At 73.1% G+C, this 24,000-nt stretch carries 23 protein-coding genes; 8 read left to right on the plus strand and 15 right to left on the minus strand.

Going from position 1 to position 24,000, the window contains the following annotated elements; translation table 11 throughout:
* Positions 1–175 precede the first annotated feature (175 nt).
* Genes dxs through AC0I8G_RS25005 form a run of 3 tightly spaced genes read left to right on the plus strand, consistent with a single transcriptional unit; the run spans position 176 to position 3,105 of the window.
* On the plus strand, positions 176–2,104 hold the full coding sequence (gene dxs / locus AC0I8G_RS24995; RefSeq protein WP_471732359.1) for a 1-deoxy-D-xylulose-5-phosphate synthase: 1,929 nt from the start codon (positions 176–178) through the stop codon (positions 2,102–2,104).
* Positions 2,097–2,822 (plus strand): PspA/IM30 family protein, encoded by a 726-nt coding sequence (locus tag AC0I8G_RS25000; protein WP_471732360.1) that lies wholly within the window; start codon positions 2,097–2,099, stop codon positions 2,820–2,822. Before dxs ends, AC0I8G_RS25000 begins: the two co-directional genes overlap by 8 nt.
* A 52-nt stretch (positions 2,823–2,874) precedes the next feature.
* On the plus strand, positions 2,875–3,105 hold the full coding sequence (locus tag AC0I8G_RS25005; RefSeq protein WP_471732361.1) for a hypothetical protein: 231 nt from the start codon (positions 2,875–2,877) through the stop codon (positions 3,103–3,105).
* A 19-nt stretch (positions 3,106–3,124) separates the two neighbouring features.
* Here the strand turns inward: AC0I8G_RS25005 and truB are convergent, their stop codons facing one another.
* Positions 3,125–4,027, minus strand: coding sequence for a tRNA pseudouridine(55) synthase TruB (truB, locus tag AC0I8G_RS25010; RefSeq protein ID WP_471732362.1), 903 nt, complete (start codon positions 4,025–4,027; stop codon positions 3,125–3,127).
* Positions 4,024–4,602, minus strand: a complete 579-nt coding sequence (locus AC0I8G_RS25015) for a TetR/AcrR family transcriptional regulator (protein WP_380259675.1) — start codon at positions 4,600–4,602, stop codon at positions 4,024–4,026. Before AC0I8G_RS25015 ends, truB begins: the two co-directional genes overlap by 4 nt.
* A 66-nt stretch (positions 4,603–4,668) precedes the next feature.
* Between AC0I8G_RS25015 and AC0I8G_RS25020 the strand changes: the two genes are divergently transcribed.
* Positions 4,669–6,114: a DHA2 family efflux MFS transporter permease subunit gene (locus tag AC0I8G_RS25020; RefSeq protein WP_471732363.1), complete on the plus strand. Its 1,446-nt coding sequence runs from the start codon at positions 4,669–4,671 to the stop codon at positions 6,112–6,114.
* On the opposite strand, the gene AC0I8G_RS25025 is transcribed toward AC0I8G_RS25020, so the two are convergent.
* The 7 genes from AC0I8G_RS25025 to AC0I8G_RS25055 form a co-directional block, all read right to left on the minus strand.
* Positions 6,111–6,620 carry a DUF3592 domain-containing protein gene (locus AC0I8G_RS25025; RefSeq protein WP_471732364.1) on the minus strand — a complete coding sequence of 170 codons (510 nt, stop codon included), beginning with the start codon at positions 6,618–6,620 and terminating at the stop codon, positions 6,111–6,113. The genes AC0I8G_RS25020 and AC0I8G_RS25025 overlap by 4 nt on opposite strands.
* 21 nt (positions 6,621–6,641) lie before the next feature.
* On the minus strand, positions 6,642–7,139 hold the full coding sequence (gene rbfA, locus AC0I8G_RS25030; RefSeq protein WP_471732365.1) for a 30S ribosome-binding factor RbfA: 498 nt from the start codon (positions 7,137–7,139) through the stop codon (positions 6,642–6,644).
* Positions 7,140–7,164: 25 nt separating this feature from the next.
* Positions 7,165–7,458, minus strand: a complete 294-nt coding sequence (locus AC0I8G_RS25035) for a DUF503 domain-containing protein (protein WP_328292028.1) — start codon at positions 7,456–7,458, stop codon at positions 7,165–7,167.
* Between the two features lie 75 nt (positions 7,459–7,533).
* The gene (infB, locus tag AC0I8G_RS25040) at positions 7,534–10,698 is read right to left on the minus strand and encodes a translation initiation factor IF-2 (protein ID WP_471732366.1); all 3,165 of its coding nucleotides are present in this window, start codon (positions 10,696–10,698) and stop codon (positions 7,534–7,536) included.
* 92 nt (positions 10,699–10,790) lie between these two features.
* A complete protein-coding gene (locus AC0I8G_RS25045) occupies positions 10,791–11,090 on the minus strand; it encodes a YlxR family protein (RefSeq protein WP_328292030.1) in 300 nt (99 codons plus the stop codon).
* A gap of 101 nt (positions 11,091–11,191) precedes the next feature.
* Positions 11,192–12,214, minus strand: coding sequence for a transcription termination factor NusA (nusA, locus tag AC0I8G_RS25050; protein WP_471732367.1), 1,023 nt, complete (start codon positions 12,212–12,214; stop codon positions 11,192–11,194).
* Positions 12,211–12,849 carry an LSm family protein gene (locus tag AC0I8G_RS25055; protein WP_471732368.1) on the minus strand — a complete coding sequence of 213 codons (639 nt, stop codon included), beginning with the start codon at positions 12,847–12,849 and terminating at the stop codon, positions 12,211–12,213. The genes nusA and AC0I8G_RS25055 overlap by 4 nt, the downstream gene beginning before the upstream one ends.
* Positions 12,850–12,975: 126 nt before the next feature.
* Here AC0I8G_RS25055 and AC0I8G_RS25060 point away from each other — a divergent pair, with 126 nt between their 5' ends.
* Together AC0I8G_RS25060 and AC0I8G_RS25065 are read left to right on the plus strand one after the other, a co-directional pair.
* Positions 12,976–14,043, plus strand: a complete 1,068-nt coding sequence (locus tag AC0I8G_RS25060; RefSeq protein ID WP_471732369.1) for a ferritin-like domain-containing protein — start codon at positions 12,976–12,978, stop codon at positions 14,041–14,043.
* A 38-nt stretch (positions 14,044–14,081) separates the two neighbouring features.
* Positions 14,082–14,957: an endonuclease/exonuclease/phosphatase family protein gene (locus AC0I8G_RS25065; RefSeq protein WP_471732370.1), complete on the plus strand. Its 876-nt coding sequence runs from the start codon at positions 14,082–14,084 to the stop codon at positions 14,955–14,957.
* 2 nt (positions 14,958–14,959) lie between these two features.
* Here AC0I8G_RS25065 and AC0I8G_RS25070 read toward each other — a convergent pair whose 3' ends face one another.
* The 3 genes from AC0I8G_RS25070 to AC0I8G_RS25080 are packed head-to-tail and all read right to left on the minus strand — an operon-like array spanning position 14,960 to position 17,700.
* Entirely contained in the window at positions 14,960–15,619 is a 660-nt protein-coding gene (locus AC0I8G_RS25070; protein WP_471732371.1) for an NUDIX domain-containing protein, read from the minus strand.
* Positions 15,600–16,361 (minus strand): GntR family transcriptional regulator, encoded by a 762-nt coding sequence (locus tag AC0I8G_RS25075; RefSeq protein ID WP_471732372.1) that lies wholly within the window; start codon positions 16,359–16,361, stop codon positions 15,600–15,602. The genes AC0I8G_RS25070 and AC0I8G_RS25075 overlap by 20 nt, the downstream gene beginning before the upstream one ends.
* Positions 16,362–16,365: 4 nt before the next feature.
* Complete coding sequence (locus tag AC0I8G_RS25080; protein ID WP_471732378.1) at positions 16,366–17,700, minus strand: aspartate aminotransferase family protein; 1,335 nt, start codon at positions 17,698–17,700, stop codon at positions 16,366–16,368.
* 276 nt (positions 17,701–17,976) lie between these two features.
* On the opposite strand from AC0I8G_RS25080, the gene AC0I8G_RS25085 reads away from it, so the two are divergent.
* The gene (locus AC0I8G_RS25085) at positions 17,977–19,041 is read left to right on the plus strand and encodes a phosphotransferase enzyme family protein (protein ID WP_471732373.1); all 1,065 of its coding nucleotides are present in this window, start codon (positions 17,977–17,979) and stop codon (positions 19,039–19,041) included.
* Positions 19,042–19,076: 35 nt separating this feature from the next.
* Positions 19,077–19,880 carry a tryptophan-rich sensory protein gene (locus AC0I8G_RS25090; protein WP_471732374.1) on the plus strand — a complete coding sequence of 268 codons (804 nt, stop codon included), beginning with the start codon at positions 19,077–19,079 and terminating at the stop codon, positions 19,878–19,880.
* Positions 19,881–19,928: 48 nt separating this feature from the next.
* Here AC0I8G_RS25090 and AC0I8G_RS25095 read toward each other — a convergent pair whose 3' ends face one another.
* The 3 genes from AC0I8G_RS25095 to ispG form a co-directional block, all read right to left on the minus strand.
* Positions 19,929–21,689, minus strand: a complete 1,761-nt coding sequence (locus AC0I8G_RS25095; RefSeq protein ID WP_471732375.1) for a proline--tRNA ligase — start codon at positions 21,687–21,689, stop codon at positions 19,929–19,931.
* Between the two features lie 240 nt (positions 21,690–21,929).
* Positions 21,930–22,820: a GNAT family N-acetyltransferase gene (locus tag AC0I8G_RS25100; RefSeq protein ID WP_471732376.1), complete on the minus strand. Its 891-nt coding sequence runs from the start codon at positions 22,818–22,820 to the stop codon at positions 21,930–21,932.
* A 46-nt stretch (positions 22,821–22,866) separates the two neighbouring features.
* A partial coding sequence (gene ispG, locus AC0I8G_RS25105) for a flavodoxin-dependent (E)-4-hydroxy-3-methylbut-2-enyl-diphosphate synthase (protein ID WP_471732377.1) occupies positions 22,867–24,000 on the minus strand: 1,134 nt, incomplete at its 5' end.

The following is a 24,000-nucleotide window of genomic DNA, read 5'->3' on the forward strand; positions in this document are numbered from 1 at the left end:
CTTCGGCGGCGGAGGCTTCGGCGGCGGCTTCGGTGGCGGGGGCTTCGGCGGGGGCTCCGCCGGCGGTGGCTCCTCCGGCGGTGGGCGCAGTGCGGGTGGCAGGTTCTGAGCTCGGACCTGCGCTTGCGGGCCACAGGCCTAAGCTGACCTGGCCCTGGCCCGAGAGGAAGTGTTCGTGACCCTGCTCGATTCGATCCGGTCCCCCCAGGACCTCAAGCGCCTCTCGCACGCCCAGACGGTGCAGCTCGCCGCCGAGATCCGTCGCTTCCTCGTCGCCGAGGTCGCGAAGACCGGCGGGCACCTCGGCCCCAACCTCGGGGTCGTGGAGCTGACGCTGGCGATGCACCGGGTCTTCGACTCGCCGAAGGACCCCTTCGTCTTCGACACCGGCCACCAGTCCTACGTGCACAAGCTCGTCACCGGCCGCCAGGACTTCTCGCACCTGCGCGAACGGGGCGGCCTGGCCGGCTACCCGCAACGGAGCGAGTCCGAGCACGACATCGTCGAGTCCTCGCACGCCTCCTCCTCGTTGTCCTGGGCGGACGGCATCTCGCGCGGCTTCCAGCTCAACGGGCAGTCCCACCGGACCGTGGTGGCCGTCGTCGGCGACGGCGCCCTCACCGGGGGCATGACGTGGGAGGCGCTGAACAACATCTCCCACGACAACGACCGTCGGCTGATCATCATCGTCAACGACAACGGCCGGTCCTACGGGGCCACGATCGGCGGGATGGCGCGCTTCCTCAGCACCGTCCGCACCCGCCGCGAGTACCGCCGGCTGCACGAGAAGAGCCAGGCCGCGGCCGACCGCTTCGGCACCCCCGGGCGGGCCGTGTACCGGGGGCTGCGCGGCGGCATGCGCGGGTTCCTGGCCCGGCTCACCGACAACGAGGCGCTGTACTCCAACCTCGACATCAAGTACGTCGGTCCCGTCGACGGGCACGACCAGCAGGCGATGGAGGAGGCGCTGCGCCAGGCCCGTGACTACGGGACCCCGGTCCTCGTGCACGCCATCACCGAGAAGGGCCACGGCTTCGAGCCCGCCCTGCGCGACCAGGCCGACCAGTTCCACGCCGTCGGCAAGATCGACCCGACGACCGGCGAACCCCTGGAGACCTCCAGCGCCCAGGGCTGGACGTCGGTGTTCGCCGACGAACTCGCCGACCTCGGCGACCGGCACCCCCGGCTCGTCGCCATCACCGCGGCCATGTTGCGTCCCACCGGGTTGCACCGCTTCCAGGAACGCCACCCCGACCGCGTCTTCGACGTCGGCATCGCCGAGCAGCACGCCGTCACCAGCGCCGCGGGCCTCGCCTACGCGGGGTTGCACCCGGTGGTGGCGCTCTACGCGACCTTCGTGAACCGCGCGTTCGACCAGGTCCTGATGGACGTCGCGCTGCACAAGGCGGGGGTCACCTTCGTCCTCGACCGGGCCGGGGTGACGGGACCCGACGGCCCCAGCCACCACGGCATGTGGGACCTCGCGCTGCTGCAGGTCGTCCCCGGCATCCGCATCGCCGCCCCCCGCGACGCGGGGACCCTGCGGGAGGAACTGGGTGAGGCCGTCCTCGTCGACGACGGGCCCACCGTGCTGCGCTTCCCCCGGGGTTCGGTGGCCGCGGACGTGCCGGCGCTGGAGCGGCTGGCGGACGGGGTGGACGTCCTGCACCAGCCCGGCGAGGGCTCCCGCGACGTGCTGCTCGTCGCCGTCGGGTCGATGGCGGGCATGGCGCTGGAGGCCGCGGCCCTGCTGGAGGCCCAGGGCATCGGCGCCACCGTCGTCGACCCCCGCTGGGTCGTGCCGATCGCGACGTCGCTCGTCGAGCTCGCCCGCGAGCACCGCCTCGTCGTCACCATCGAGGACGGGGTGCGGGTCGGCGGGATCGGTACCCGGCTGCGTCAGGACCTGCGCGCGGCGGACGTCGACACCGGCGTCAACGAGCTCGGCCTGCCCGACGAGTTCCTCGACCACGCGTCCCGGGGCGAGATCCTCCAGGACGCCGGGCTCACCGCCCAGACCGTCGCGCGCGACATCATCGACCAGGTCATCGGGACCAAGCTCCCGCAGGCCCGTCCGGTGCGGGAGGATCAGCGGCATGGCTGAGAAGCAGACGATCCTGGGACGCATCGCGCAGTTGGCGCGCGCGAACGTCAACGCGTTGATCGACTCCGCGGAGGACCCCGCCAAGATGCTGGACCAGATGGTCCGCGACTACACCAGCAACATCTCCGAGGCGGAGGCGGCGATCGCGCAGACGGTCGGCAACCTGCGCCTCGCCGAGGCCGACCGCGACGACGACGTCGCCGCCGTGAGCGAGTGGGGCCGCAAGGCCGCCGCCGCGTCCGCGAAGGCCGACAGCCTGCGCGCCGAGGGCCAGGCCCCGGAGGCCGACCGCTTCGACGAGCTGGCCAAGGTGGCGCTGAAGCGGCAGATCACCTTCGAGCAGGAGGTCGCCGACGCCGCTCCCCAGATCGCGGCCCAGACCGAGGTCGTGGCCAAGCTCAAGTCCGGCCTGATCGCGATGAAGGAGAAGCTGACCGAGCTGAAGACCAAGCGCGACCAGCTCGTCGCGCGCGCGGCGGCCGCGAAGGCGCAGAGCCAGGTGCAGTCCGCGATCGGGTCCCTCAACGTCCTCGACCCCACCTCCGAGCTGTCCCGCTTCGAGGACCGGGTGCGCCGCGAGGAGGCCCGGGTCGCGGGCCAGGCCGAGCTGCAGGCCGACTCCCTCGACGCGCAGTTCGCCTCGCTGGAGGACGCCTCCACCGACCTCGACGTCGAGGCCCGCCTCGCCGCCCTGAAGTCCGGCGGACCCGCCGCCTGAGGCGCGACACGCACCGGCCCGCGGTCGCGACGACCGCGGGCCACCATGTGGTGTGCCGGCGCGCAACTCACTGGAACGGTGGTGGGGGGAACTGGACGAGTTCACCCGCCACCGGGTGTTGCGGCTGCGACCGGCCGACCTGCTGCCCGCCGACCTGGCGGACGACCTGCTGCGCCACGGCGTCCACGTGACGCGGTTGCGCTCCTCGGCCACCGGGGACGAGGTCTGGGCCCAACCCGAGCAGCTCCTGGAGCTCGTCGCCCGCGGTGGGCCCGGCCCGTAGAGCTCCCGGACAGGGACGGTCAGCTCGCCGGGGTCAGCACCAGGAGGGGTTTGGCGCCGCGGGCGGTGTCGCCGAGGAGGGCGACGAGCGTCCCGTCGGGGGCGAAGGCGCCGACCGGCCCGGGGTCGCCGCCGGCCGGGAGGAACCCTCCGTTGGAGACCTTGGCCACGTCCTGCGCGTCGAGGTCGCGGACCGGGAACAGGCGCCGGGCGACGTCGGCGAGGGGCTGCACGACGGGATCCGCCTCGACCTGCTCGAGGGTGAACGCCTCCTCGAGCGTGAACGGACCGGACCGGGTGCGGCGCAGCGCGGTCAGGTGCCCCCCGACGCCGAGGGCGGTGCCGAGGTCGCGGGCCAGCGCGCGGACGTAGGTGCCGCTGGTGACCTCCACGACGACGTCGAGGTCGAGGAACCCCCCGACGGGGCGGCGGTCGAGGACCTCGAAGCGGGAGACGGTGACGGGGCGGGCGGGCAGGTCGACCTCCTGTCCCCCCCGGACCCGGGCGTAGCTGCGCTGCCCGTCGACCTTGATGGCGCTCACCGAGCTCGGGACCTGCTGGATGTCCCCCGTCAGGGCGTCGACGGCGTGCGCGACGGCGTGCTCCGCGAGGCCCGTGGCGTCGACGGGGGCGCCGACCGGTTCACCTTCGGCGTCGTCGGTGACGGTGGCGACGCCGAGCCGGATCGTCGCGGTGTAGGCCTTGTCGTGGGCGACGAGGTGGGTGAGGAACTTCGTCCCCCGGTTGGCACCGAGCACGAGGACACCCGTCGCGGCCGGGTCGAGGGTGCCGGCGTGGCCGACTCGGCGCGTCCCGAGGAGGCGACGACAGCGGCCGACGACGTCGTGGCTGGTCCAGCCGGCGGGCTTGTCGACGACGAGGATGCCGTCGCCGACGCCGGGGCGCGTGGTCCGCTCGCTCACCGGCCCTGCCCCTTCGCCACCAGTTCGGCGGCCGAGGCGGCCGTCGTCGCGAGCGCCGTGAGGTCCGGCAGGTCGGGGTGGTTCCAGGAGTCCAGGCAGAGGAGCACGTTGAGCAGCATGCCCTGTGCGACGAAGTCCGCCGCACGGGCGTCGCTGCCGAGGCGTTCGCGACAGATCCGCTGGACCGCGTCCACGCAGCCGCGCACGGTGTCGCCGATGACCGGTTCGGACCCGGCGGCGGTGAACCCGTGCATGAGGAGCAGCAGGACGTCGCGGTCCTCGACGAGGCGCAGGTAGGCCTGCCCCAGGCACTCCGCGGCGTCGCCCTGCGCGGGGGCGTTCTCGAAGGCCGCGACGACGCGGTCGGACACCCGCTGGAAGAGCGCGTCGAGCAGCGGCTGCTTGCCGCCGAAGGTGCGCACCACGTAGGGCTGCGAGACGCCGGCCTCGGCCGCGATGACGTCGGTGCTGGCCCCGGCCAGCCCCACCCGGGCGACGACGTGGGCCGCGGCGTCGAGGATCTGCTCGCGCCGGTCGTCCTTGGACATCCGCTTCGGACTCGTCTCGGGGCTCACGTTGACAAGGTATCAGTCGATGCCTACGGTCTGGTAATCATCCGATGCCTTCTCCGGAGGTCCCTCGTGCCCACCCACACCGCACCCCGCCGGGTGCACCCGGCGCTGGCGATCGTCGCCGCGTCCCTGCCCGTGTTCATGGCCACCCTCGACAACCTCGTGGTGACCGGCGCCCTGCCCGTCCTGCACCGCGACCTCGGCGCCTCCCTGGGCCAGCTGCAGTGGGTGGTGAACGCCTTCACCCTCACCTTCGCCGCGCTGATGCTCGGCGCCGCCACCGCCGGGGACCGCTGGGGCCGACGCCGGGTCTTCCTCCTCGGGCTGGTCGTCTTCACCCTCGGCTCGATCGCCGCGGCGCTCTCCGGCTCTCCCGAGACCCTCATCGCCGCCCGCGCGGTGCAGGGGGTCGGAGCGGCCGCCATCACCCCGCTCTCCCTGGCCCTGGTCGCCGCCGCCGTCCCGCCGGAACGCCGCGCCGCGGCCATCGGCATCTGGGGCGGGGTCACCGGTCTCGGGGTCGCGCTCGGACCGGTCATCGGCGGGGCCGTCATCGACGGCCTCAGCTGGCAGTGGATCTTCTGGGTCAACGTCCCCGTCGCCGTGATCGCCCTGCCGCTCATCCTCCGGGCCCTGCCCGAGTCCCGTGGTCGTCGCGTTCCCGTCGACGTGGCCGGCACCGTCCTCGGCGCCGCAGCCGTCGTCGGGACCGTCTGGGCCGTCGTGCACGCCGACGCCGACGGCTGGGGATCCACCGCGGTCCTGCTCCCGCTGGCCCTCGGCGTCCTGGCGCTGTTCGCCTTCCTGGCCCGCCAGCGCACCGCGCGCTTCCCGCTGCTGCCCCTGCGGCTGTTCCGCTCCCGCAGCTTCACCGCGGCCAACGGCCTGATGTTCCTCTTCCAGCTCGGCGCGATGGGGTCGGTCTTCCTGCTGACCCAGGAGCTGCAGATCGCCATGGGCTACACCCCGCTGCAGGCCGGCATCCGCACGCTGCCCTGGACCGCGCTGCCGATGCTCGTCGCCCCGGTCGCGGGGATCCTCGCCGGCCGGATCGGACCGCGGCCGCTGCTGGTGGGCGGGCTCGTCCTCACCACCGCCGGCCTCGGCTGGATCGCGGCGCACATCGCCCCCGACACCGTCTACCTCGACCTCGTGCCCGGCCTCGTGCTCGCCGGGTTCGGGACGGCGCTGGTCTTCGCGCCCTCCGCGACGGCCGTCCTGCACGGTCTCGACGGCGCCGACCACGCGACGGCCAGCTCCGCCAACACGACGCTGCGCGAGATCGGCCTCGCCCTCGGTGTCGCCGTGCTCACCCTGGTCTTCCAGGAGGCCGGCGGATCGCTCACGCCCACGGGTTTCGTCGCGGGTGCCCCGACGGCCGTCTGGGCGGGTGCGGGGGCCGTCGCGCTGGCCGCGGTCGTCGCGCTCTTCGTCCCCGGACGGCAGGGGTTCGTCCCGGCCCCGCGGGGAGAGGTGCAGGTCGCGCCGGTCGCCGTCGCCGGGCAGCACCGCTAGAAGACGGAGCGCACCACGTTCGCCATCACCGCGACGAGCACCAGGAACGCGATCCCGAAGACGGCGAGGAACACCCCGCTCGTCCCGCCCCCGAAGACGCTGCCGCCCTCGGCCCGCACGTGGGCGCGGTCGGGGGCGGCAGGGTCGTAGAGGACCTCGGCGGGGCGGCCGGTGACGAAGGACCGGTTCCAGCGCTGGTCCCCCACCACGACGACCTCCCGGCCGTCGGCCTCGAAGCGCACGACCGGGGCGAAGGTCATCCGGTGCTCGTGGTGGCTGTGGACCTGGTTGTCGATGACGACGCCGGTGGCCTTGCGGCCCTCCGTCCTCAGCCGGGTCGCGTCCGCCGAGCGCCGACGGGCGCGGACGGTCATCACGATCCCGCCCGCGACGACCGCGACCCCGACCAGGGCGATGACCGCCAGGCCGACGCCGAAGAACGTCGGGAACGCGCCGAAGAACCCGTCGGAAGTCTGGTCGAGGTCGGAGAACGACGGCTGGTCCATCACCTCAGCGTGCCACGCACGTCAGGCGCGCGGGTCGGCTTCCACGACGTCGTCGTCCTCGGTCTCGTCGTCGGTCTCGTCGTCCCACTCGTCGTCGACGGCGACGGGCTTCTTGTACGGGTCGGCCTCACCGGCGGGCTGGGCGCCCGCGGCCAGGGCGGCGACGCGGGCGTCCTGCTCGGCGGCGACCTTGAGCAGGTCCTGGATCTGCGTCGCCGTCTCCGGGACCTCGTCCAGGGTGAAGGTGAGCGTCGGGGTCAGCCGGATGCCGGTGCGCTTGCCGACCTCGGAGCGCAGCACGCCCTTGGCCGACTCCAGCGCCAGCGCGGTGCCCTGCTTCTCCTCGTCGCTGCCGAAGACGGTGTAGAACAGCGTCGCGTGCTGCAGGTCGTTGGTGACGCGGGCGTCGGTGATGGTGAGGAACCCCAGACGAGGGTCCTTCACGCGCTTCTCGAGCGCGTCCGCCACGATGACCTTGATGCGGTCGGCGAGCTTGCGGGCGCGGGTGGGGTCCGCCACGGGGAACTCCTGAACGTTCGGGGTGTCAGTCGTCCGACGACAGGAACTGCCGGCGGGCGGAGAGGATCTGGAACTCGGGGTGCGCGGCGATCAGCCGTTCGCACCGGTCGAGGACGTCGGTGCAGTGCGCGGCGTCCGGCGCCACCACGGCGAGCGCGACCTCGGCCCGACGGTGCAGGTCGAGGTGCCCGGTCTCCGCGGCCGCGACCTCGAAGGAGCGGCGCAGTTCGGCCACCAGCGGGCGCACGATGCTGCGCTTGCCCTTGAGGGAGTGGACGTCGCCCAGCAGCAGGTCGACGGTGAGCGTTGCAGTGAACATGACTCTCTGGGGGTGACAGCCGGGGCGGAACCCGAAGGGGTTCCGCCCCGGCCACCGGGTAGAGCGCGTGGCCGATCAGCCGCGCGGCTTCTCCTGCATCTCGTACGTCTCGATGACGTCGTCGATCTGGAGGTCGTTGTACGAGCCCAGGCCGATACCACATTCGTAGCCCTCGCGGACCTCGGTGGCGTCGTCCTTGAACCGTCGCAGCGACTCGATCGTAAGGTTGTCCCCGTGCACGACACCCTTGCGCAGGACACGCGCCTTGGAGTTGCGTCGGATCAGACCCGAGCGGACCAACGTACCCGCGATGTTGCCGAACTTGGACGAGCGGAAGATCTCGCGGATCTCCGCCGTACCGAGCTGGACCTCTTCGTACTCGGGCTTGAGCAGACCCTTCAAGGACGCCTCGACGTCCTCGATGGCCGCGTAGATCACCGAGTAGAAGCGGATGTCGACGCCCTCGCGGTCGGCGTACTCCTTGGTCTGCTGCTCCGGCCGCACGTTGAAGCCGATGATGATCGCGTTCGAGGCGACGGCGAGGTTGACGTTGTTCTTCGTCACCGCACCGACACCGCGGTCGATCACCCGCAGTTCGACCTCTTCGCCGACGTCGATCTTGTACAGCGCATCCTCGAGGGCTTCGACCGAACCCGCACCGTCACCCTTGAGGATGAGGTTGAGGCTCTCGACCTTGCCCCGCTGCAGCGCGGCGGTGAAGTCCTCCAGCGAGATGCGCTTGCGCGCCTTCGCCAGAGCCGCGTTGCGCTCCTGCGCCTCGCGCTTCTCCGCGATCTGACGGGCCGTGCGGTCGTCCGGAGCCACCAGGAAGGTGTCGCCGGCGCCGGGGACCGAGGTCAGGCCGAGCACCTGGACCGGACGCGACGGGGTCGCCTCCGACACGGCGTCGCCGTTCTCGTCGAGCATCGCGCGGACTCGGCCGTAACCGGTCCCCGCGACGATCGCGTCACCGACGTGCAGCGTCCCGGACTGGACCAGGACGGTGGCGACGGGGCCGCGGCCCTTGTCGAGGTTGCCCTCGATCGCCACACCGCGAGCGTCCTTCTCGGCGTTCGCCCGCAGGTCCAGCGAGGCGTCGGCGGTGAGCAGGACGGCCTCGAGGAGGCTGTCCAGACCCATGCCCTGCTTCGCGGACACGTTGACGAACATCGTGTCGCCGCCGTACTCCTCGGCCACCAGGTTGTACTCGGTCAGCTGCTGACGGACCTTGTCCGGGTTCGCGCCGTCCTTGTCGACCTTGTTGACCGCGACGACGATCGGGACGTCGGCCGCCTGGGCGTGGTTGAGCGCCTCGATGGTCTGGGGCATCACACCGTCGTCGGCCGCCACCACGAGGATCGCGATGTCGGTGACCTTGGCACCACGGGCACGCATGGCCGTGAAGGCCTCGTGACCCGGGGTGTCGATGAAGGTGATCGGACGTTCGATCCCCTCGTGCTCCTTGACGACCTGGTAGGCGCCGATGTGCTGGGTGATGCCACCGGCCTCCTTCGCCACGACGTCGGAGGAGCGGATGGCGTCGAGCAGCTTCGTCTTGCCGTGGTCGACGTGACCCATGACGGTGACGACCGGCGGACGCGCCGACAGGTCGTCGTCACCCTCGGCCTCGAGTTCGGCGTCGAGGTCGATGGAGAAGCCGGCGAGCAGCTCGCGCTCCTCGTCCTCGGGGGAGACGACCTCGACGACGTAGCCGAGCTCGTTGCCGAGCAGCTGGAAGGTGTCCTCGTCCAGGGAGGCGGTCGCGGTGACCATCTCGCCCAGGTGGAAGAGGATCGTCACCAGCGCCGCGGGGTCGGCGTCGATGCGCTCGGCGAAGTCGCTGACCGAAGCGCCGCGACGGATGCGCAGGACCGTGGTCCCGTCACCGTGACGGACGGACACACCGCCGACGGCGGGCGCCTGCATCGCTTCGTACTCCTGGCGCTTCGCCCGCTTGGACTTGCGCCCACGGACGGGACGACCACCGGCGCGACCGAACGCACCCTGGGTGCCGCCGCGGTTGCCGCGAGGGCCACCGCTGCCGCCACCGGGACGACCGGCGAAACCGCCGCCACCCGCACCGGGACCGCCGGGACGACCGGCGAAACCGCCGCCGCCCGCACCACCACGAGCACCACCGGGGCCGCCGCGACCGGGCGCACCCGGACGACCGGCACCCGCACCCGGACGGCCGACCGTCGGGCGCGCCGGCATCATGCCGGGGTTGGGACGGGGACCACCGGGACGGGGACCACCGGGACCGGCCGGGCTGGGACGGGGCCCACCCTGGGGACGGGGCATGCCCTGGTTGGACGCGAACGGGTTGTTGCCCGGACGCGGCGCACCGCCGGGACCACCCTGGCCACCGGGACCGCCCTGACTGCGGGGCATGCCCTGGCTGGGCGCGAAGGGGTTGTTGCCCGGACGCGGTGCACCGGCACCGGGACGCGGAGCGCCGCCGGACGCGCCGGGACGACCGGGACGGTCACCCTGGGGACGGTCGCCCTGCTGGCGGTCACCCTGCGGACGCTCACCCTGCGGGCGGTCGCTGCGGGGGCGATCGCCCTGCGGACGCTCACCACGATCGGGACGGTCGCCCTGCGGACGGTCGCTGCGCTCGGGACGGTCGCCCGGACCCGGACGACGCGCACCGGGGCCACCCGCGCCGGGAGCACCCGGACGCGCACCGGGGCCACCGGGGCCACCGGGACCCGCGGGACGGGCACCCGGACGGGGACCCTGACCGGGACCACCCGCGGCCGGCGGGGTCGAGGGACGACCGGCCGGGGCGGGACGCTGCGGAGCCGGAGCGGACGGACGCTGCGCGGCGGCAGCGGCGGGACGCTCGGCGGGAACCGCGGGCGGCGCCTGGAACGCCGGCTGCGGGATCGAGGGAGCGGGGCTCGCCTCGGTGCTCGGTGCCGGAGCAGCCGGGCTGGGCGTCGGCGCGACCTCGGCGGCCGGAGCCGGCTGCGAGGGAGCCGGCGCCTGAGGACGCGCGGCGGGACCCGGACGGGCGCCCGGGGGCATGCGCGGACCCGGCTTCACCGCCGGGGCCGGACGAGCGGCGGCAGCGCCACCCTCGGTGGGGAACTTGTCCTTCAACCGCCGGATGACCGGCGGCTCGACGGTCGAGCTCGCAGAACGCACGAACTCGCCCATCTCCTTGAGCGTGGCCAGAACGACCTTGCTCTCGACTCCGAACTCCTTGGCGAGCTCGTAGACCCGGACCTTTGCCACTTCACTCCTGTTCTTGGTCCGGGCTCGTCTCTACCGGGCGCGGACCGTCATCAGTCGGGGGGATTCATCGGTGGAGACTCATCGGGTGCTCATCAGCTGTTCGACCCGCTCTCATCGGTGGTGGTGGACACGACGGCTCCGTGCGAGCACGAGTCCAGGTAGGACCGTACGCCAGAGACGTCGAGGGGAGCCGGACGGCGCAGCGCACGGGGCAGGGCCCGTCGCTTCTCCGCCTGCTCCAGGCACGCGCTGCTCAGGTGCAACCACGCGCCCCGGCCCGGGAGCCGGCGCCGCACGTCGACGAGGAGGTTTCCCACCTCGTCCGGTGCCACGACGACCCTCAGCAGCGTCGACCGGGAGTCCCGTTGACGGCACCCCACGCAGGTACGCACCGGGCCTGGAGCCTCGGGCGTCGCGGAGCGCCGGCCAACACCCGAAACGGGACGACCGGTCGTAGGCAGTGTAACGATGGCGCCAGTGTAGCCCTTCCCGCTCAGGCCTCGCCCGCGGACGGGGCCTTCGCGGACGGCTCGGTGTCGGCGACCGTGTCGGGGCGGATGTCGATGCGCCAGCCGGTCAGCTTCGCGGCGAGACGGGCGTTCTGGCCCTCCTTGCCGATCGCGAGCGACAGCTGGTAGTCGGGGACGATCACCCGGGCGGAGCGGGCCGCGAGGTCCACCACCTCGACGGAGCTGACCCGGGCCGGCGAGAGCGCGTTGCCGACGAACTCCGCCGGATCGTCGGAGTGGTCGACGATGTCGACCTTCTCGCCGCGCAGCTCGGCCATGACGGCGCGCACGCGCTGACCCATCGGGCCGATGCAGGCACCCTTGGCGTTGATCCCCGACCGCATGGCGCGCACCGCCATCTTCGAGCGGTGACCGGCCTCGCGCGAGAGCGCGGTGATCTGCACGGTGCCGTCGGCGATCTCGGGGACCTCGAGGGCGAACAGCTTGCGGACCAGCATCGGATGGGACCGGCTGAGCACGACCTGCGGCCCCTTGGGCCCCTTCTTCACGCTGACCACGAAGCAGCGGATGCGGCTGCCGTGCTCGTACTTCTCGCCGGGCACCTGCTCCTGCGGGGGCAGCACGCCCTCGAGGGCGCCGAGGTCGACCTGGACGACACGCGGGTCGCGACCCTGCTGGATCACCCCGGAGACGATCTCGCCCTCAGTGTCGGCGTACTCGCCGAGCACCGCGTCGTCCTCCGCGTCGCGCAGGCGCTGCAGGATCACCTGACGGGCGGTCGTCGCGGCGATCCGGCCGAATCCCGAGGGGGTGTCGTCGAACTCGCCCGTGACCAGACCCTCGTCGTCGCGGTCCTTGGCCAGGACGCGGACCTCACCGCTGGCGCGGTCGAGCTCGACGCGGGCGTCGGGGTGGGCCTTGTGGTCCTCGTGCTCGGTCCGGTGGTAGGCCACGAGCAGGGCCTGCTCGATCGCCCGCACGAGGGTCTCGAACGGGATCTCCCTCTCCCGCTCCAGCATCCGCAGCGCGGCCATGTCGATGTTCACTGCTGGTCCTCGGTTCCCTCGTCGTCAAAGTCGTCCGCGTCGTCCGCGTCGTCCGCGTCGTCGTCCTCGTCCGGCTGGTCGGGGTCGGCCACCAGGTCCTCGACGTCCTCGTCGTGGCGGCGGAACTCGACCTGCACCTCACCGCGCACCAGCTCGGCCCAGGTGAGGTGGCGCAGGGCCCCCACGTCCTTGGCCCGCGGCGGCTTGCCCTTGACCATCTGGGGTTCCCCGACGGTGTGCACCCCGGCCTCGTCGACCGAGTCGACCCGCACCATCAGCGTGGACCCGTCCGCGAGCACCGCGAGGACCAGGCGGCCCTGGGCGCGCGACCAGTGCCGCGGCGTCGTCAGCGGCCGGTCGACCCCGGGCGAGGAGACCTCGAGCGTGTAGGGCACCTCACCCAGCACGTCGGAGTCGTCGAGGGCCTGCGAGACGGCAGTCGAGGCGGCGGCGACGGCGTCCATGTCCAGGTCGCCGGGTTCGTCACCGGCGCGGTCCACGACCACCCGCACCACCTGGCGGCGGCCGGCGGTCGTGACGCTCACCTCGTCGAGGGCCAGTTCGGCACCGATCTCGGTCCCGGTGGCGAACACCGGGGTCAGCACCGCGGTCACGGCCTCGTCGAGCGTCGGCACGACCGCTCCCTCCCCTGCTCTCGAGTTGTCCTGGCGTGCCGACCCACCGGGCCGGGCACGACGGGTCAGCCTAGCCGCTGCGGGGGCCGTCCCGGACCGGGCGCGGACGGTGGGACGATCGCGGGCGTGCTCGTCCCACCCCGCCACCGCGTGCAGCCCCTGACCCGCCGGACGGCGTTGCGCGGGGCCGTGTCCGGGCTCGGTGCGGGCCTGGCGGTGCTGGGCCTCGGCGGCTGCGACGTCCGCTGGGTCAGCGGCGCGGAGACCATCCCGACGGCGCAGCGGGGCCCCGACGACGACGCCCGGGACGCGGCGGTCGCGGACACCCGCGACCTGCTCGGACTGCTGCTGCCCGCCGCCCGGGCCGCCGAACCCCTGGGGAGCGTGGCGACCCTCGCGGTGCAGGCCTGCGAGGCCCACCTGCGGGCGCTGGGCGAGGAGCAGTTCGGCGTGACGAGCTCGGGCGGGACGACGGCGGTGGAGGCCGCCGCGGTCCTGGACCGCCTCGCCGCGACCACCGGCTCGGCTCTCAGCGCGGCGAGCCGCACCGACCGCGCGCCGAGTGCCGGGATGGCCCGGCTGCTCGCCGCGGTCGGCGCCTCCCGCGCCGTCCTCCTCGACGACGTCAGCGCCGCGACCGGAGTGGCCGCCCCCGCGGTGGCGCTGCCGGTCGCCGCGCCGGCGCCAGCCACGCCGACCCCCACCCCCTCCGAACCCGAGGACCGGGCGGGGACCGCCGCGCTGCAGGCGGCCCTGGCCGGTGAGCACGCCGCGGTGTTCGGCTTCGCCCTCGTCGAGGGGCGACTCCCCGATCCCCGCCGCGCCGAGGCCGCGGCCGACCTCGCCGCCCACCGCGTCGCCCGCGACGACCTCGTCGACGTGCTCGTCTCCCGCGGTGGCGACCCGGTGCAGGCCGCGGTCGGCTACGACGCCGCCGTGCCCACGGCCGAGGCCGCGACCGCGCTGGCCGCCACGATGACCGAGCGGCTGACCGGCGCCTACGCCGACGTCGTCGCGACGAGCGCCCCCGACCGGCCCCTCGCGGTCTCGGCCCTGCTGCGCAACGCCCGGGCGGCCCGGCGCTGGGGGTCGACGGTGACGAGCTTCCCCGGGATGGCCGAGCTCGCCGAGGACGGGACCAGCGTCCCGAGGGCCACCAGCAGCGCCACCGCGACCGCGACGAGCACCCCCTGAGGCGCCGGGGCGAGCGGGTTGGAAGACTGCACGACGATATGAGCACGCCACCGGAGCACCCCGCCACGGCCCTGCGGGTCATGACCTGGAACGTCTGGTGGCGTTTCGGGGACTGGCGCACCCGCCGGGAATCGATCCTCGCCGTGCTCGAGCAGGAGCGCCCCGACGTCCTGGGCCTGCAGGAGGTCTGGGCCGACGCCGACGAGAACCTCGCGCACTGGCTCGGGGAACGCCTCGGGATGCACGTCGCCTGGTCGCCCTCCCCCGCCCCCGAGCGCTGGCGGCGCCGGCTGGTCTGGAACGGCGAGGACCCCGAGCACGCCGACACCTTCCAGTTCGGCAACGCCGTGCTCAGCCGCTACCCCTTCCTGGCCGAGGACGTCGCGGAACTACCCGCCGGCGGTCACGAGGACGAGGGCCGCACCGCGCTGCGGGTGCTCGTCGACACCCCGCGGCGGCCATTGCCGTTCACCACGACCCACCTGAACTCCTCCCCCGCCGAGTCCGCGGTCCGCCTCGCCCAGGTCCGCGTGCTCGTGCCGTTCGTGGCGGAGGGGTTCCGGCGCGGCGAGCACTACCCGCCGGTGCTGACCGGCGACTTCAACGCCGTCGCGGAGTCCGACGAACTCCGGCTGACCGCGGGGTACCTCACGGCGGGACCCGTCCCGGGGTTCGTGCTCGTCGACGCGTGGCGGTTCGCCGAGGCCGGTGACCCGGGGTTCACCTGGGACCGGCGCAACCCCTTCGTCGCCCGCGTGCACCAGCCGAGCGCGCGCATCGACCACGTCCTCGTCGGGCTGTCCCCGTTCACCGGTGAGGGATCGGTCCGCACCGTGCGACTGGTGGCCACCGAACCCGTCGACGGCGTCTGGGCCAGCGACCACGCCGCCGTGGTCGTCGACCTGGAACCCTGACCTCAGCGGGCGAACGGCCCGCTCAGGACGGCCCACTGCAGCAGCAGGACGGTCTTGGCGTCGACGATGCCGGTGCCGATCCGCGACACCGCGTCGTCGACGTCGAGTTCCAGCACCTCGATGTCCTCGCCCTCGTGGCGGACCCCGGTGCGCGAGCCCGCCACCACGTCACCGTGGGCGTAGGGCGCGGCGAAGAAGTGCAGGCGCTCGGTCACGGAGCCGGGACTGGTCCAGAGGTCGAAGAGGTGGGTGACCTCCCCGACGGGGTGGCCGAGTTCCTCCTCGGTCTCGCGCCGGACCGCCGTCTCCGCGTCCTCGGCGTCCAGCAGGCCCGCAGCGGTCTCGACGAGCATCCCGTCGGGATGGCCGTTGACGTAGGCGGGGAGGCGGAACTGCCGCGTCAGCAGGACCGTCCGGGCCGCCACGTCGTAGAGCAGGATCGTGGCTCCGTCGCCGCGGTCGTAGGTCTCGCGCTCCTCCGTCGACCACGACCCGTCGGAGTGCTGGACGTCGAACGTCGTCGTCCGGGTCACGAACCAGTTCGAGGTGAGCACGCGCACGTCGCGGATCCGCACCCGCGGGTTGCCCGTGAGGTCGCGGCCCACCTGGTCGAGACCGGTGCGGCCGCGGCGGTCGGGTACGTCAACGCCTGCTCGAGTCACCCCGGGATCGTCGCACGGTCCGCTTCCAGTTGGTCCCGAGCTCCCGCAGGTGCACGCGGGTGCGGTCGGCCCGGAAGAAGTCGTGGGCGTACTCGACGGGCGAACCGTCGACCTGGTGGGCCACCCACCGGATCTCCAGCAACGCCGACCCGGGCGCGACCTCGAGGAGTGCGGCCCGTTCCCCGTCCGCCGGGACGGCCTCGACCGTCTCGTCGGCGTGGTCGAGTTCCAGGCCGTACTCGCTGGTCAGCACCGCGTACAGCGAACCGGTGAGGTCGTGGTGCAGCAGTCCCGGGTAGCGACGCGACGACAGCACCGAGGTGTCCAGCGACCACGGCACACCCTCGACCAGGCGGAGCCGCACGACGCGTACGACGGGTTCGTCGGGGGCGAGCCGCAGGGTGCGGACCTCGTCGGGCCAGGCGAGGCCCAGGGTCGCGCCGAGCACCCGCGTCGCCACCTGCAGACCCTGCCGGCGGACCATCTCGGGAACCCCGAGCGTGGTGTTGAGGTGCCGTTCCAGCCGGCCGTCGTGGGCGAAGACGCCGCCGTGACGGCCCAGGGACCGCCGGAGCACCCCCTCGTCCTCGAGACGTTCCAGCGCCTGCCTCAGGACGGTCCGGCCGACGCCGAGACGTTCGGCCAGAGCGCGTTCGCTGCCGAGGGACTCCCCGGGGTGGAACCGTTCCTCGCGCAGCAGCCGCCGCAGCGCCACGCAGACCCGGTCCGCCGGAGTGTCCACACGGTCAGCGTCCCAGAGCCGTGAGCGAGGCGTCGAGGGCGCCCACCAGCCAGTCGGTGTCCGCGGCCTGGAAGGCCAGCGGCGGGCGGAGCTTCAGGACGTTGCCGTGCGGGCCGGCCACGGAGGTGAGGACACCGCGGTCGCGCAGTTCCTCGAGCACCGCGAGGGCGAGGTCGCGGTCGGGTTCGCGCGTCGCCGGGTCCGTGACGAGTTCCAGTCCGGTGAACAACCCGGCGCCGCGGACGTCACCCACGGCCGGGTGCCCGGCCCTCAGACCGTCGAGTTCCGAGCGCATCGCACTGCCCACCGCCCGGGCGTGCGCCTGCAGTCCCTCGGCCCGCACCGTCGTCAGGACGGCCTGCGCGGCGGCCATCGAGACGGGGTTCCCGCCGAAGGTGTTGAAGTAGGGGATGCGGTCGCTGAACGCGGCCAGCACCTCGTCGCGCGCGACCATCCCCGACACCGGGACGCCGTTGCCCATGGGTTTCCCGAGGGTCACCAGGTCGGGGACGATCCCGTGCCGGGCGAAACCCCAGAACTCCTCCCCGGTGCGGGCGAAACCCGGCTGCACCTCGTCGGCGATGAACACCCCACCGGCGGCACGGACGACGTCGACGGCCTCGGCGAGGTAGCCGGCCGGTGTCGGCAGCACGCCGTCGGAGGAGAAGACCGAGTCGGCGATGAAGGCGGCGAGCTTCGTCCCGTGCGCCTCGAGGTCGCCGATCGCGGCGCGCACCCGGTCCGCGAACCAGGACCCGATCCGGGCGGGGTCGACGCCGGTGCGGTAGACGTCCGGGGCGGGGACGAGACGGGCGGTGGGAGCGATCGGCTGCCCCGAACCCAGCGCCGGCGAAACCCCGGAGGTGAGTTCACTGGTGCCGTGGTAGGCCTCGGTGGTGGCGATGAAACCCTCGCCACCGCTCCAGGCCTTCGCGACCCGCAGGGCCAGGTCGTTGGCCTCCGAACCCGTGCACATGTACATCGCCCTCCACTCCCCCGTCGGCGGGGCGGGGAACGTGGTGAGCAGGTCGTCGGTGTAGTCGAGGATCCCCTCGTGCAGGTAGCGGGTGTGGGTGTTGAGCAGTCGCATCTGCCGGGTCACGGCCTCGACGACCGCGGGGTGGCAGTGCCCGAGGCTCGCGACGTTGTTGTACATGTCCAGGTACTTCGTGCCGTCGGCGTCGAACAGGTACTGCCCCTCGCCCCGGACCAGGTGGACCGGACGGCGGTAGAACAACCGGTAGGAGCCGCCGAGCACCGCGGAACGGCGTTCGGTGAGGGCCCGCGTCGCCGGGTCCAGACCCTCGGCGTGCTCGGGCCGGAAGCTGTTCGTGTCCATGATCGTCGAGCGGGTCACCGGGTCACCTCTGGTTCGGCTGGTCCTGTCCTGCGTCTGTTCCGCACCGCGTCGGCGCCCAAGCCCTCACGACGGAACTGCTCGACGTCGATCCTGGCGCGACGTGGCGGCCCGCACGGCCCATCCGTGTTTCGTCCAGGTCAACTCCTCGGGTCCCGTGTGAACGGTTTGTTGCGCAGGACGCGGGGGTTCCCGGCGCGGACCGGCCGTGCCACACTCGTCGTGGCGCCCAGCCCTCCTCGCACCCCGAGGAGAACCGTGACCACCACGCCCGACGCCCCACCGTTCGCCGCGTTCGCCGCGTTGCGCCGTGGCGATCCCGCCCCGGACTGGATCTCCACGTCGGTGCGCACCGCCTGGGACCTGCCCACGAGCAGTTCCCTCACCCTCATCGCGGTGTCCGAGAACGCGACGTTCCGGATCGACGTCGACGGCGTCCCGACCGCGGTCCTGCGGGTCCACCGGCCCGGCTACGTCGCCGACCCGACGCAGATCGCCGCGGAACTCACCTGGGTCAGGGCCATCGCCGCGGAGACCTCCGTCCGGGTCCCCGACGTCCTGCCCCTCGCGGACGGTTCCCTCGTCCACGAGGTCCTCGACCGTGCGGGCGCCCGCTGGTTCGCCGTGGCGTTCGCGTTCGTCCGGGGTGAGATCCTCGAGGACACCCTCGCGGGCGCGGGTCTGGAGGACGCCACCCTGCGCCGCACCTACGCCGAGATCGGCGCCACCACGGCCGCCCTGCACGACCACGTCGACGGGTGGACGCCCCCCGCGGGGTTCAGCCGCTTCGCCTGGGGCCTCGACGACGCGCTGGGGGCGGGGAGCCGCTGGGGCGACTGGCGCGGCGCGGCGTTGTCCCCGGAGCAGCTCGCCGTCTGCGAACGGGCCGAGACCGCCGCGCGGGAGGTCCTCGCCGGGGTCGCGGAGTCCCCCGCGTCGAGCGGGCTCGTGCACGCCGACCTGCGGCCCTCGAACATCATGGTCGACACCACGGGCCGGTTGACCGTCATCGACTTCGACGACTGCGGGACGTCGCGGTTGCTGTGGGACTTCGCCGCGGCGCTGAGCTTCATCGAGCACGAACCGTTCGCCCCGACCATCGCCGCGGCCTGGCTGGAGGGGTACCGCTCGGTGCGCGCGGTCTCCGAGGAGGACCTGGCCGTCGCGACGGCGCTGTCGACGGTGCGCCGGTTGCAGATGCTCGGCTGGACCACGACCCACCGCGAGGACGCGTTGCCGCCGGCGGTCTGGGCCGCGCAGGTGCCGGGGACCGCGGAGGTCGCGCAGCGCTACCTGGACCGCCCGGACTGGCTGCTGCGCTGACGTGCGCAGCACCCGTCCAGCGGCGAGGATCGGGCGTGACCAGCGACGCGGTGTCCAGCAGCGGTTCCTCCGACGCTCTGCGTCAGGTGGTGGTCGTCACCAGCGCCGTGCTCGGCATCGCCGGGGCGACGGTGGGGTCGGGGGCCTTCGGGGGCACCCCGATCGCCTCGGCCGCAGGCGGTGCGCTCTCCGCCGACGCGACCCTCGTGGCCCCGGCCGGCCCGGCGTTCGCGATCTGGAGCGTCGTCTACACGGGGCTGGTGGGGCTGACGGTGTGGCAGGCGCTGCCCGCGCACCGCGACGACGCCCGACAGCGCTCCACGGGGTGGCTCACCGCCGCCTCGCTGGTGCTCAACGCGGTCTGGATCGGGACGGTGCAGGCCGGGCAGGTCGAACTCTCCGTGCTGGTCATCGTCGTGCTGCTGGTGGTCCTGGTGGCGACCTTCGGTCGGCTGCTGCGGGAGCGACCGGCGTCGCGCGTCGAGGCCGTGCTGGTCGACGGGACGACGGGGTTGTACCTGGGCTGGGTGTCGATCGCGACCGTCGCGAACGTGGCCGCGGTCCTGCGCGACAAGGGCCTCACGTCGGCGGAACCCGCCTGGGCGGTCGGGGTGCTGACGGTGGCGGCCGGGGTGGGGGTCTTCACCGCCGTCCGCGGCCGCGGACGCCTCGCCTTCGGGGCGGGCCTGGCGTGGGGACTGGGCTGGGTCGCGGCGGCCCGCGGCGGCGCCGAGGCGAACACGTCGACGACGGTGGCCGTCGCGGCCGGAGCGGCGGCCGTCGTCGTCGCGGGGGCGACGGTGCTGGCGCACCGGCGGGGACGCACGCTCCGCGGCTGACCGTCCCCCCGTGCCGCTCCCGTCGAGCGGGAGCGGCCGGGACGGGGCTCAGCTCCTGACGGTCCGCACCACGGTCGCGACGGCGTCCGCGAGCGCGATCTGCTCGGAGTCGCCGCTGCGACGGTCCTTGAGCTCGACCTGCCCCTCGGCGAGGCCCTTGCCGACGACGAGGATGGTCGGGACCCCGACGAGCTCGGCGTCCTTGAACTTCACGCCGGGCGAGACCTTGGGACGGTCGTCGTAGAGGACCTCGACGCCCTGCGCCTCGAGTTCCCCGGCGAGGCGCTCCGCGGTCGCGAAGATCTCCGGGTCCTTGCCCGTCGCGACCACGTGGACGTCGTAGGGCGCGAGGGCCCGCGGCCAGACGAGGCCCTTGTCGTCGTGGTTGCCCTCGGCGACGCACGCCATCGCGCGGGTGACACCGACGCCGTAGGAACCCATGGTGACGACGACCTGCTTGCCGTTCTCGTCGAGCACCTTCAGGTCCAGGGCCTGCGCGAAGCGGCGACCCAGGGCGAAGATGTGCGCGATCTCGATGCCGCGGGCCAGTTCCAGCGGCCCGGAACCGTCGGGGGCGGGATCGCCGGCCTTGACCTCGGCGGCCTCGACGACGCCGTCGGGGGTGAAGTCACGGCCCGCGACGAGGTCGAAGACGTGCTTGCCGTCGACGTCCGCCCCGGTGATCCACGCGGACCCGTCGACGACGCGGGGGTCGACGAGGTAGCGGATCCCGCTGGCGTTCTCGGAACCGAGGACACCGGGCCCGATGTAGCCCTTGACCAGCGCGGGGTGCTTCGCGAAGTCGGCCGCCTCGAAGGCCTCGACCTCGGCGGGCGACACGGCCGCCTCGAGGCGCTTGGTGTCGACCTCGCGGTCGCCGGGGACGCCGACGGCCAGCGGTTCCCGGGTGCCGTCGGGGTGCTTGAGCACGACGATGACGTTCTTCAGCGTGTCCGCCGCCGTCCAGGGCCGGTCGGCGCGGGGGTGGTTCTCGTTGGCGACGGCGACGAGGGTGTCGATCGTCGGGGTGTCGGGGGTGTCCTCGACGTGGCTGGCGGGCAGTCCGTCGAAGGGGATGGCGGGCGGCGCGAGCGTAGTCACGGCCTCGGCGTTCGCGGCGTAGCCGCCGGGCGAGCGGACGAAGGTGTCCTCACCGATGGGCGTGGGGTGCAGGAACTCCTCGCTGCGCGAACCGCCCATGGCCCCCGACACCGCCGAGACGATGACGAACTCCAGCCCGAGGCGGGCGAAGATCTTGATGTAGGCGTCGCGGTGCTGCTCGTAGGACCTCTCGAGCCCGGCGTCGTCGACGTCGAAGCTGTAGGAGTCCTTCATGACGAACTCGCGGCCGCGGATGATGCCCGCGCGGGGCCGCGCCTCGTCGCGGTACTTCGTCTGGATCTGGTAGATCGAGAGCGGCAGGTCCTTGTACGAGGAGTACAGGTCCTTGACCAGGAGCGTGAACATCTCCTCGTGCGTGGGCGCGAGCAGGTAGTCGGCGCCCTTGCGGTCCTTCAGCTTGAAGATGCCGTCGCCGTAGTCGGTCCAGCGGTTCGTCGCCTCGTAGGGCTCACGCGGCAGCAGCGCGGGGAAGTGGACCTCCTGCGCGCCGGAGGCGTTCATCTCCTCGCGGACGACGTCCTCGATCTTGCGCAGGACCCGCAGCCCCAGCGGCAGCCAGGTGTAGATGCCCGGCGCGGCCCGCCGGATGTAGCCCGCCCGCACCAGCAGCTTGTGGCTGGCCACCTCGGCCTCGACGGGGTCCTCCCGCAGGGTCCGCAGGAACAGGGTCGACATCCGCATCAGCACGACCCCAGGGTATCGGCGCGGCTCCGCCGGCTTCACCACCGTCGTCGGCGTCCGGGCCGGCACCCACGGTCGCACCCATCGGTGTCACCACGTGGAGTGAACCGTCGGTGCGACGATCCCGGCGCCAAGGCACCCACGTCGTCGCACCGACAGCTCTCCCCATCGACCGGTGATGTCCTCGACCTCGCCGGCCGCACCGCTCTCCACGAGGAACTCGAGCGCGTCGAGCCGCCGCACGGTTCAGAACAGCACGGTGGCGAACGAACCCACCTCGCGGAACCCGACGCGGCGGTAGGCGGCGAGCGCCTTGGCGTTGTAGTCGTTGACGTACAACGACACCGAGGTGACCCCGTCGGCGAAGGCGGCTTCGCAGACGGCGGCCATGCCGGGTTCGGAGAGCCCCTCGCCGCGGCGGTGCGGAGGGACCCAGACCCCTTGCACCTGGACGACCCTCGGCGACACCGCGCCGAGTTCGGCCTTGAACACGACCTCGGGGCCGGAGCGGCCGACGTCGACGCGGACGAAGCTGCGCCCCGTGGAGACGAGTTCGGCGATGCGGGCCCGGTAGGCGCCGCCGCCGTCGGGCGGGGCGGGGGCGTACCCGATCTCCTCGGTGAACATCGCGACGCAGGCGGGGACGACGAGGTCGAGTTCGCGCAGCGTCGCCCTGCGCACGGCCGGGTCGGGCTCCACCAGGGGCGCGGAGTCGCAGACCATCAGCGGCTGGTTCGCGCGGACCTCACGGACCCCGCGCCAGTGCGGTTCGAGGCGCTGCCACAGGGCCAGGACGGGTTCGGCCGGCCCGACGAGGGAGGAACAGCGCCGGCCCTCGGCGCGGGCGTGCGCGGCGAAGGCGTCGAGGGCCGCGGGGGTCGCCTCGACGGGCACGAGGTTCGCCCCGGCCCAGCAGGCCGAGACGAGCCGCCCGTCCTCGAACCAGCCCCAGACCTGCCCGCCGAGGTCGGTACCCGGACGGGCCACCAGCCCCAGCAGGCGGGCGGAGACGAAGAGGTTCGCGACGGGATCGCGCTCGCACAGCCGCAGCAGGGCCGGAGCGTCGGCCCCCCCGAGCACGCGCAGGGTCCCGGACGCCGAGGTGCCGCGCGCGGCGGCGGAGTTGGTCAGGGACACTCCCGCATCCTGCCCGCTCGAGCCCGGATGGTCGAGACGGGGGGGCTCAGCCGACGGAGACGACCGGGGCCCCGGCGCTCGCGTCGTCCTCGGGCTCACCCATCTCGGCGGCCAGTCGGTTGGCCTCCTCGATGAGGGTCGCGACGATGTCGTGCTCGGGGACGGTCTTGATGACCTCGCCCCGCACGAAGATCTGACCCTTGCCGTTGCCGCTGGCCACACCGAGGTCGGCCTCGCGGGCCTCCCCCGGGCCGTTGACGACGCAGCCCATGACCGCCACGCGCAGCGGGACGGTCATGCCCTCGAGGCCTTCGCTCACCGCGTCGGCCAGGGAGTACACGTCGACCTGGGCCCGCCCGCAGGAGGGGCAGGAGACGATCTCGAGCTTGCGGGGGCGCAGGTTCAGCGACTGCAGGATCTGGATCCCGACCTTGACCTCCTCGACCGGCGGGGCCGAGAGGGAGACGCGGATCGTGTCGCCGATGCCCCGGGACAGCAGCGCCCCGAAGGCGGTCGCGGACTTGATGGTGCCCTGGAAGGCGGGGCCGGCCTCGGTCACCCCGAGGTGCAGCGGCCAGTCGCCGCGCTCGGCGAGGAGTTCGTAGGCCCGGACCATGATGACCGGGTCGTTGTGCTTGACCGAGATCTTGAAGTCGTGGAAGTCGTGCTCCTCGAAGAGGGAGGCCTCCCACACGGCGGACTCGACGAGCGCCTCGGGCGTCGCCTTCCCGTACTTCGCGAGCAGGCGCGGGTCGAGGGACCCGGCGTTGACCCCGATGCGGATCGAGACGCCCGCGTCCTTGGCGGCCTTCGCGATGTCCTTGACCTGGTCGTCGAACTTGCGGATGTTGCCCGGGTTCACGCGCACCGCGCCGCAGCCGGCGTCGATGGCCGCGAAGACGTACTTCGGCTGGAAGTGGATGTCGGCGATGACCGGGATCTGCGACTTCTTCGCGATGATCGGCAACGCCTCGGCGTCCTCGTTGGTCGGGCAGGCGACCCGGACGATGTCGCAGCCGGACGCGGTCAGCTCGGCGATCTGCTGCAGCGTGGCGTTGATGTTCGTCGTCGGGGTGGTGGTCATCGACTGCACCGAGACGGGCGAGTCGCTGCCGACGCCCACCTTGCCCACCTGGATCTGGCGCGTCTTGCGACGGGGGGCCAGGACGGGGGGCGGGAG

The sequence above is a fragment of the Kineococcus sp. AC630 genome, from assembly GCF_979255925.1.

What these genes read in the sequence shown, in the direction of transcription:
- AC0I8G_RS25065 (WP_471732370.1), top strand. Translation starts at nt 14,082, where the DNA reads ATGAGCACGCCACCGGAGCACCCCGCCACGGCCCTGCGGGTCATGACC.
- AC0I8G_RS25000 (WP_471732360.1), top strand. Translation starts at nt 2,097, where the DNA reads ATGGCTGAGAAGCAGACGATCCTGGGACGCATCGCGCAGTTGGCGCGC.
- AC0I8G_RS25035 (WP_328292028.1), bottom strand. Translation starts at nt 7,458, where the DNA reads ATGTTCACTGCAACGCTCACCGTCGACCTGCTGCTGGGCGACGTCCAC.
- AC0I8G_RS25025 (WP_471732364.1), bottom strand. Translation starts at nt 6,620, where the DNA reads ATGGACCAGCCGTCGTTCTCCGACCTCGACCAGACTTCCGACGGGTTC.
- AC0I8G_RS25080 (WP_471732378.1), bottom strand. Translation starts at nt 17,700, where the DNA reads ATGGACACGAACAGCTTCCGGCCCGAGCACGCCGAGGGTCTGGACCCG.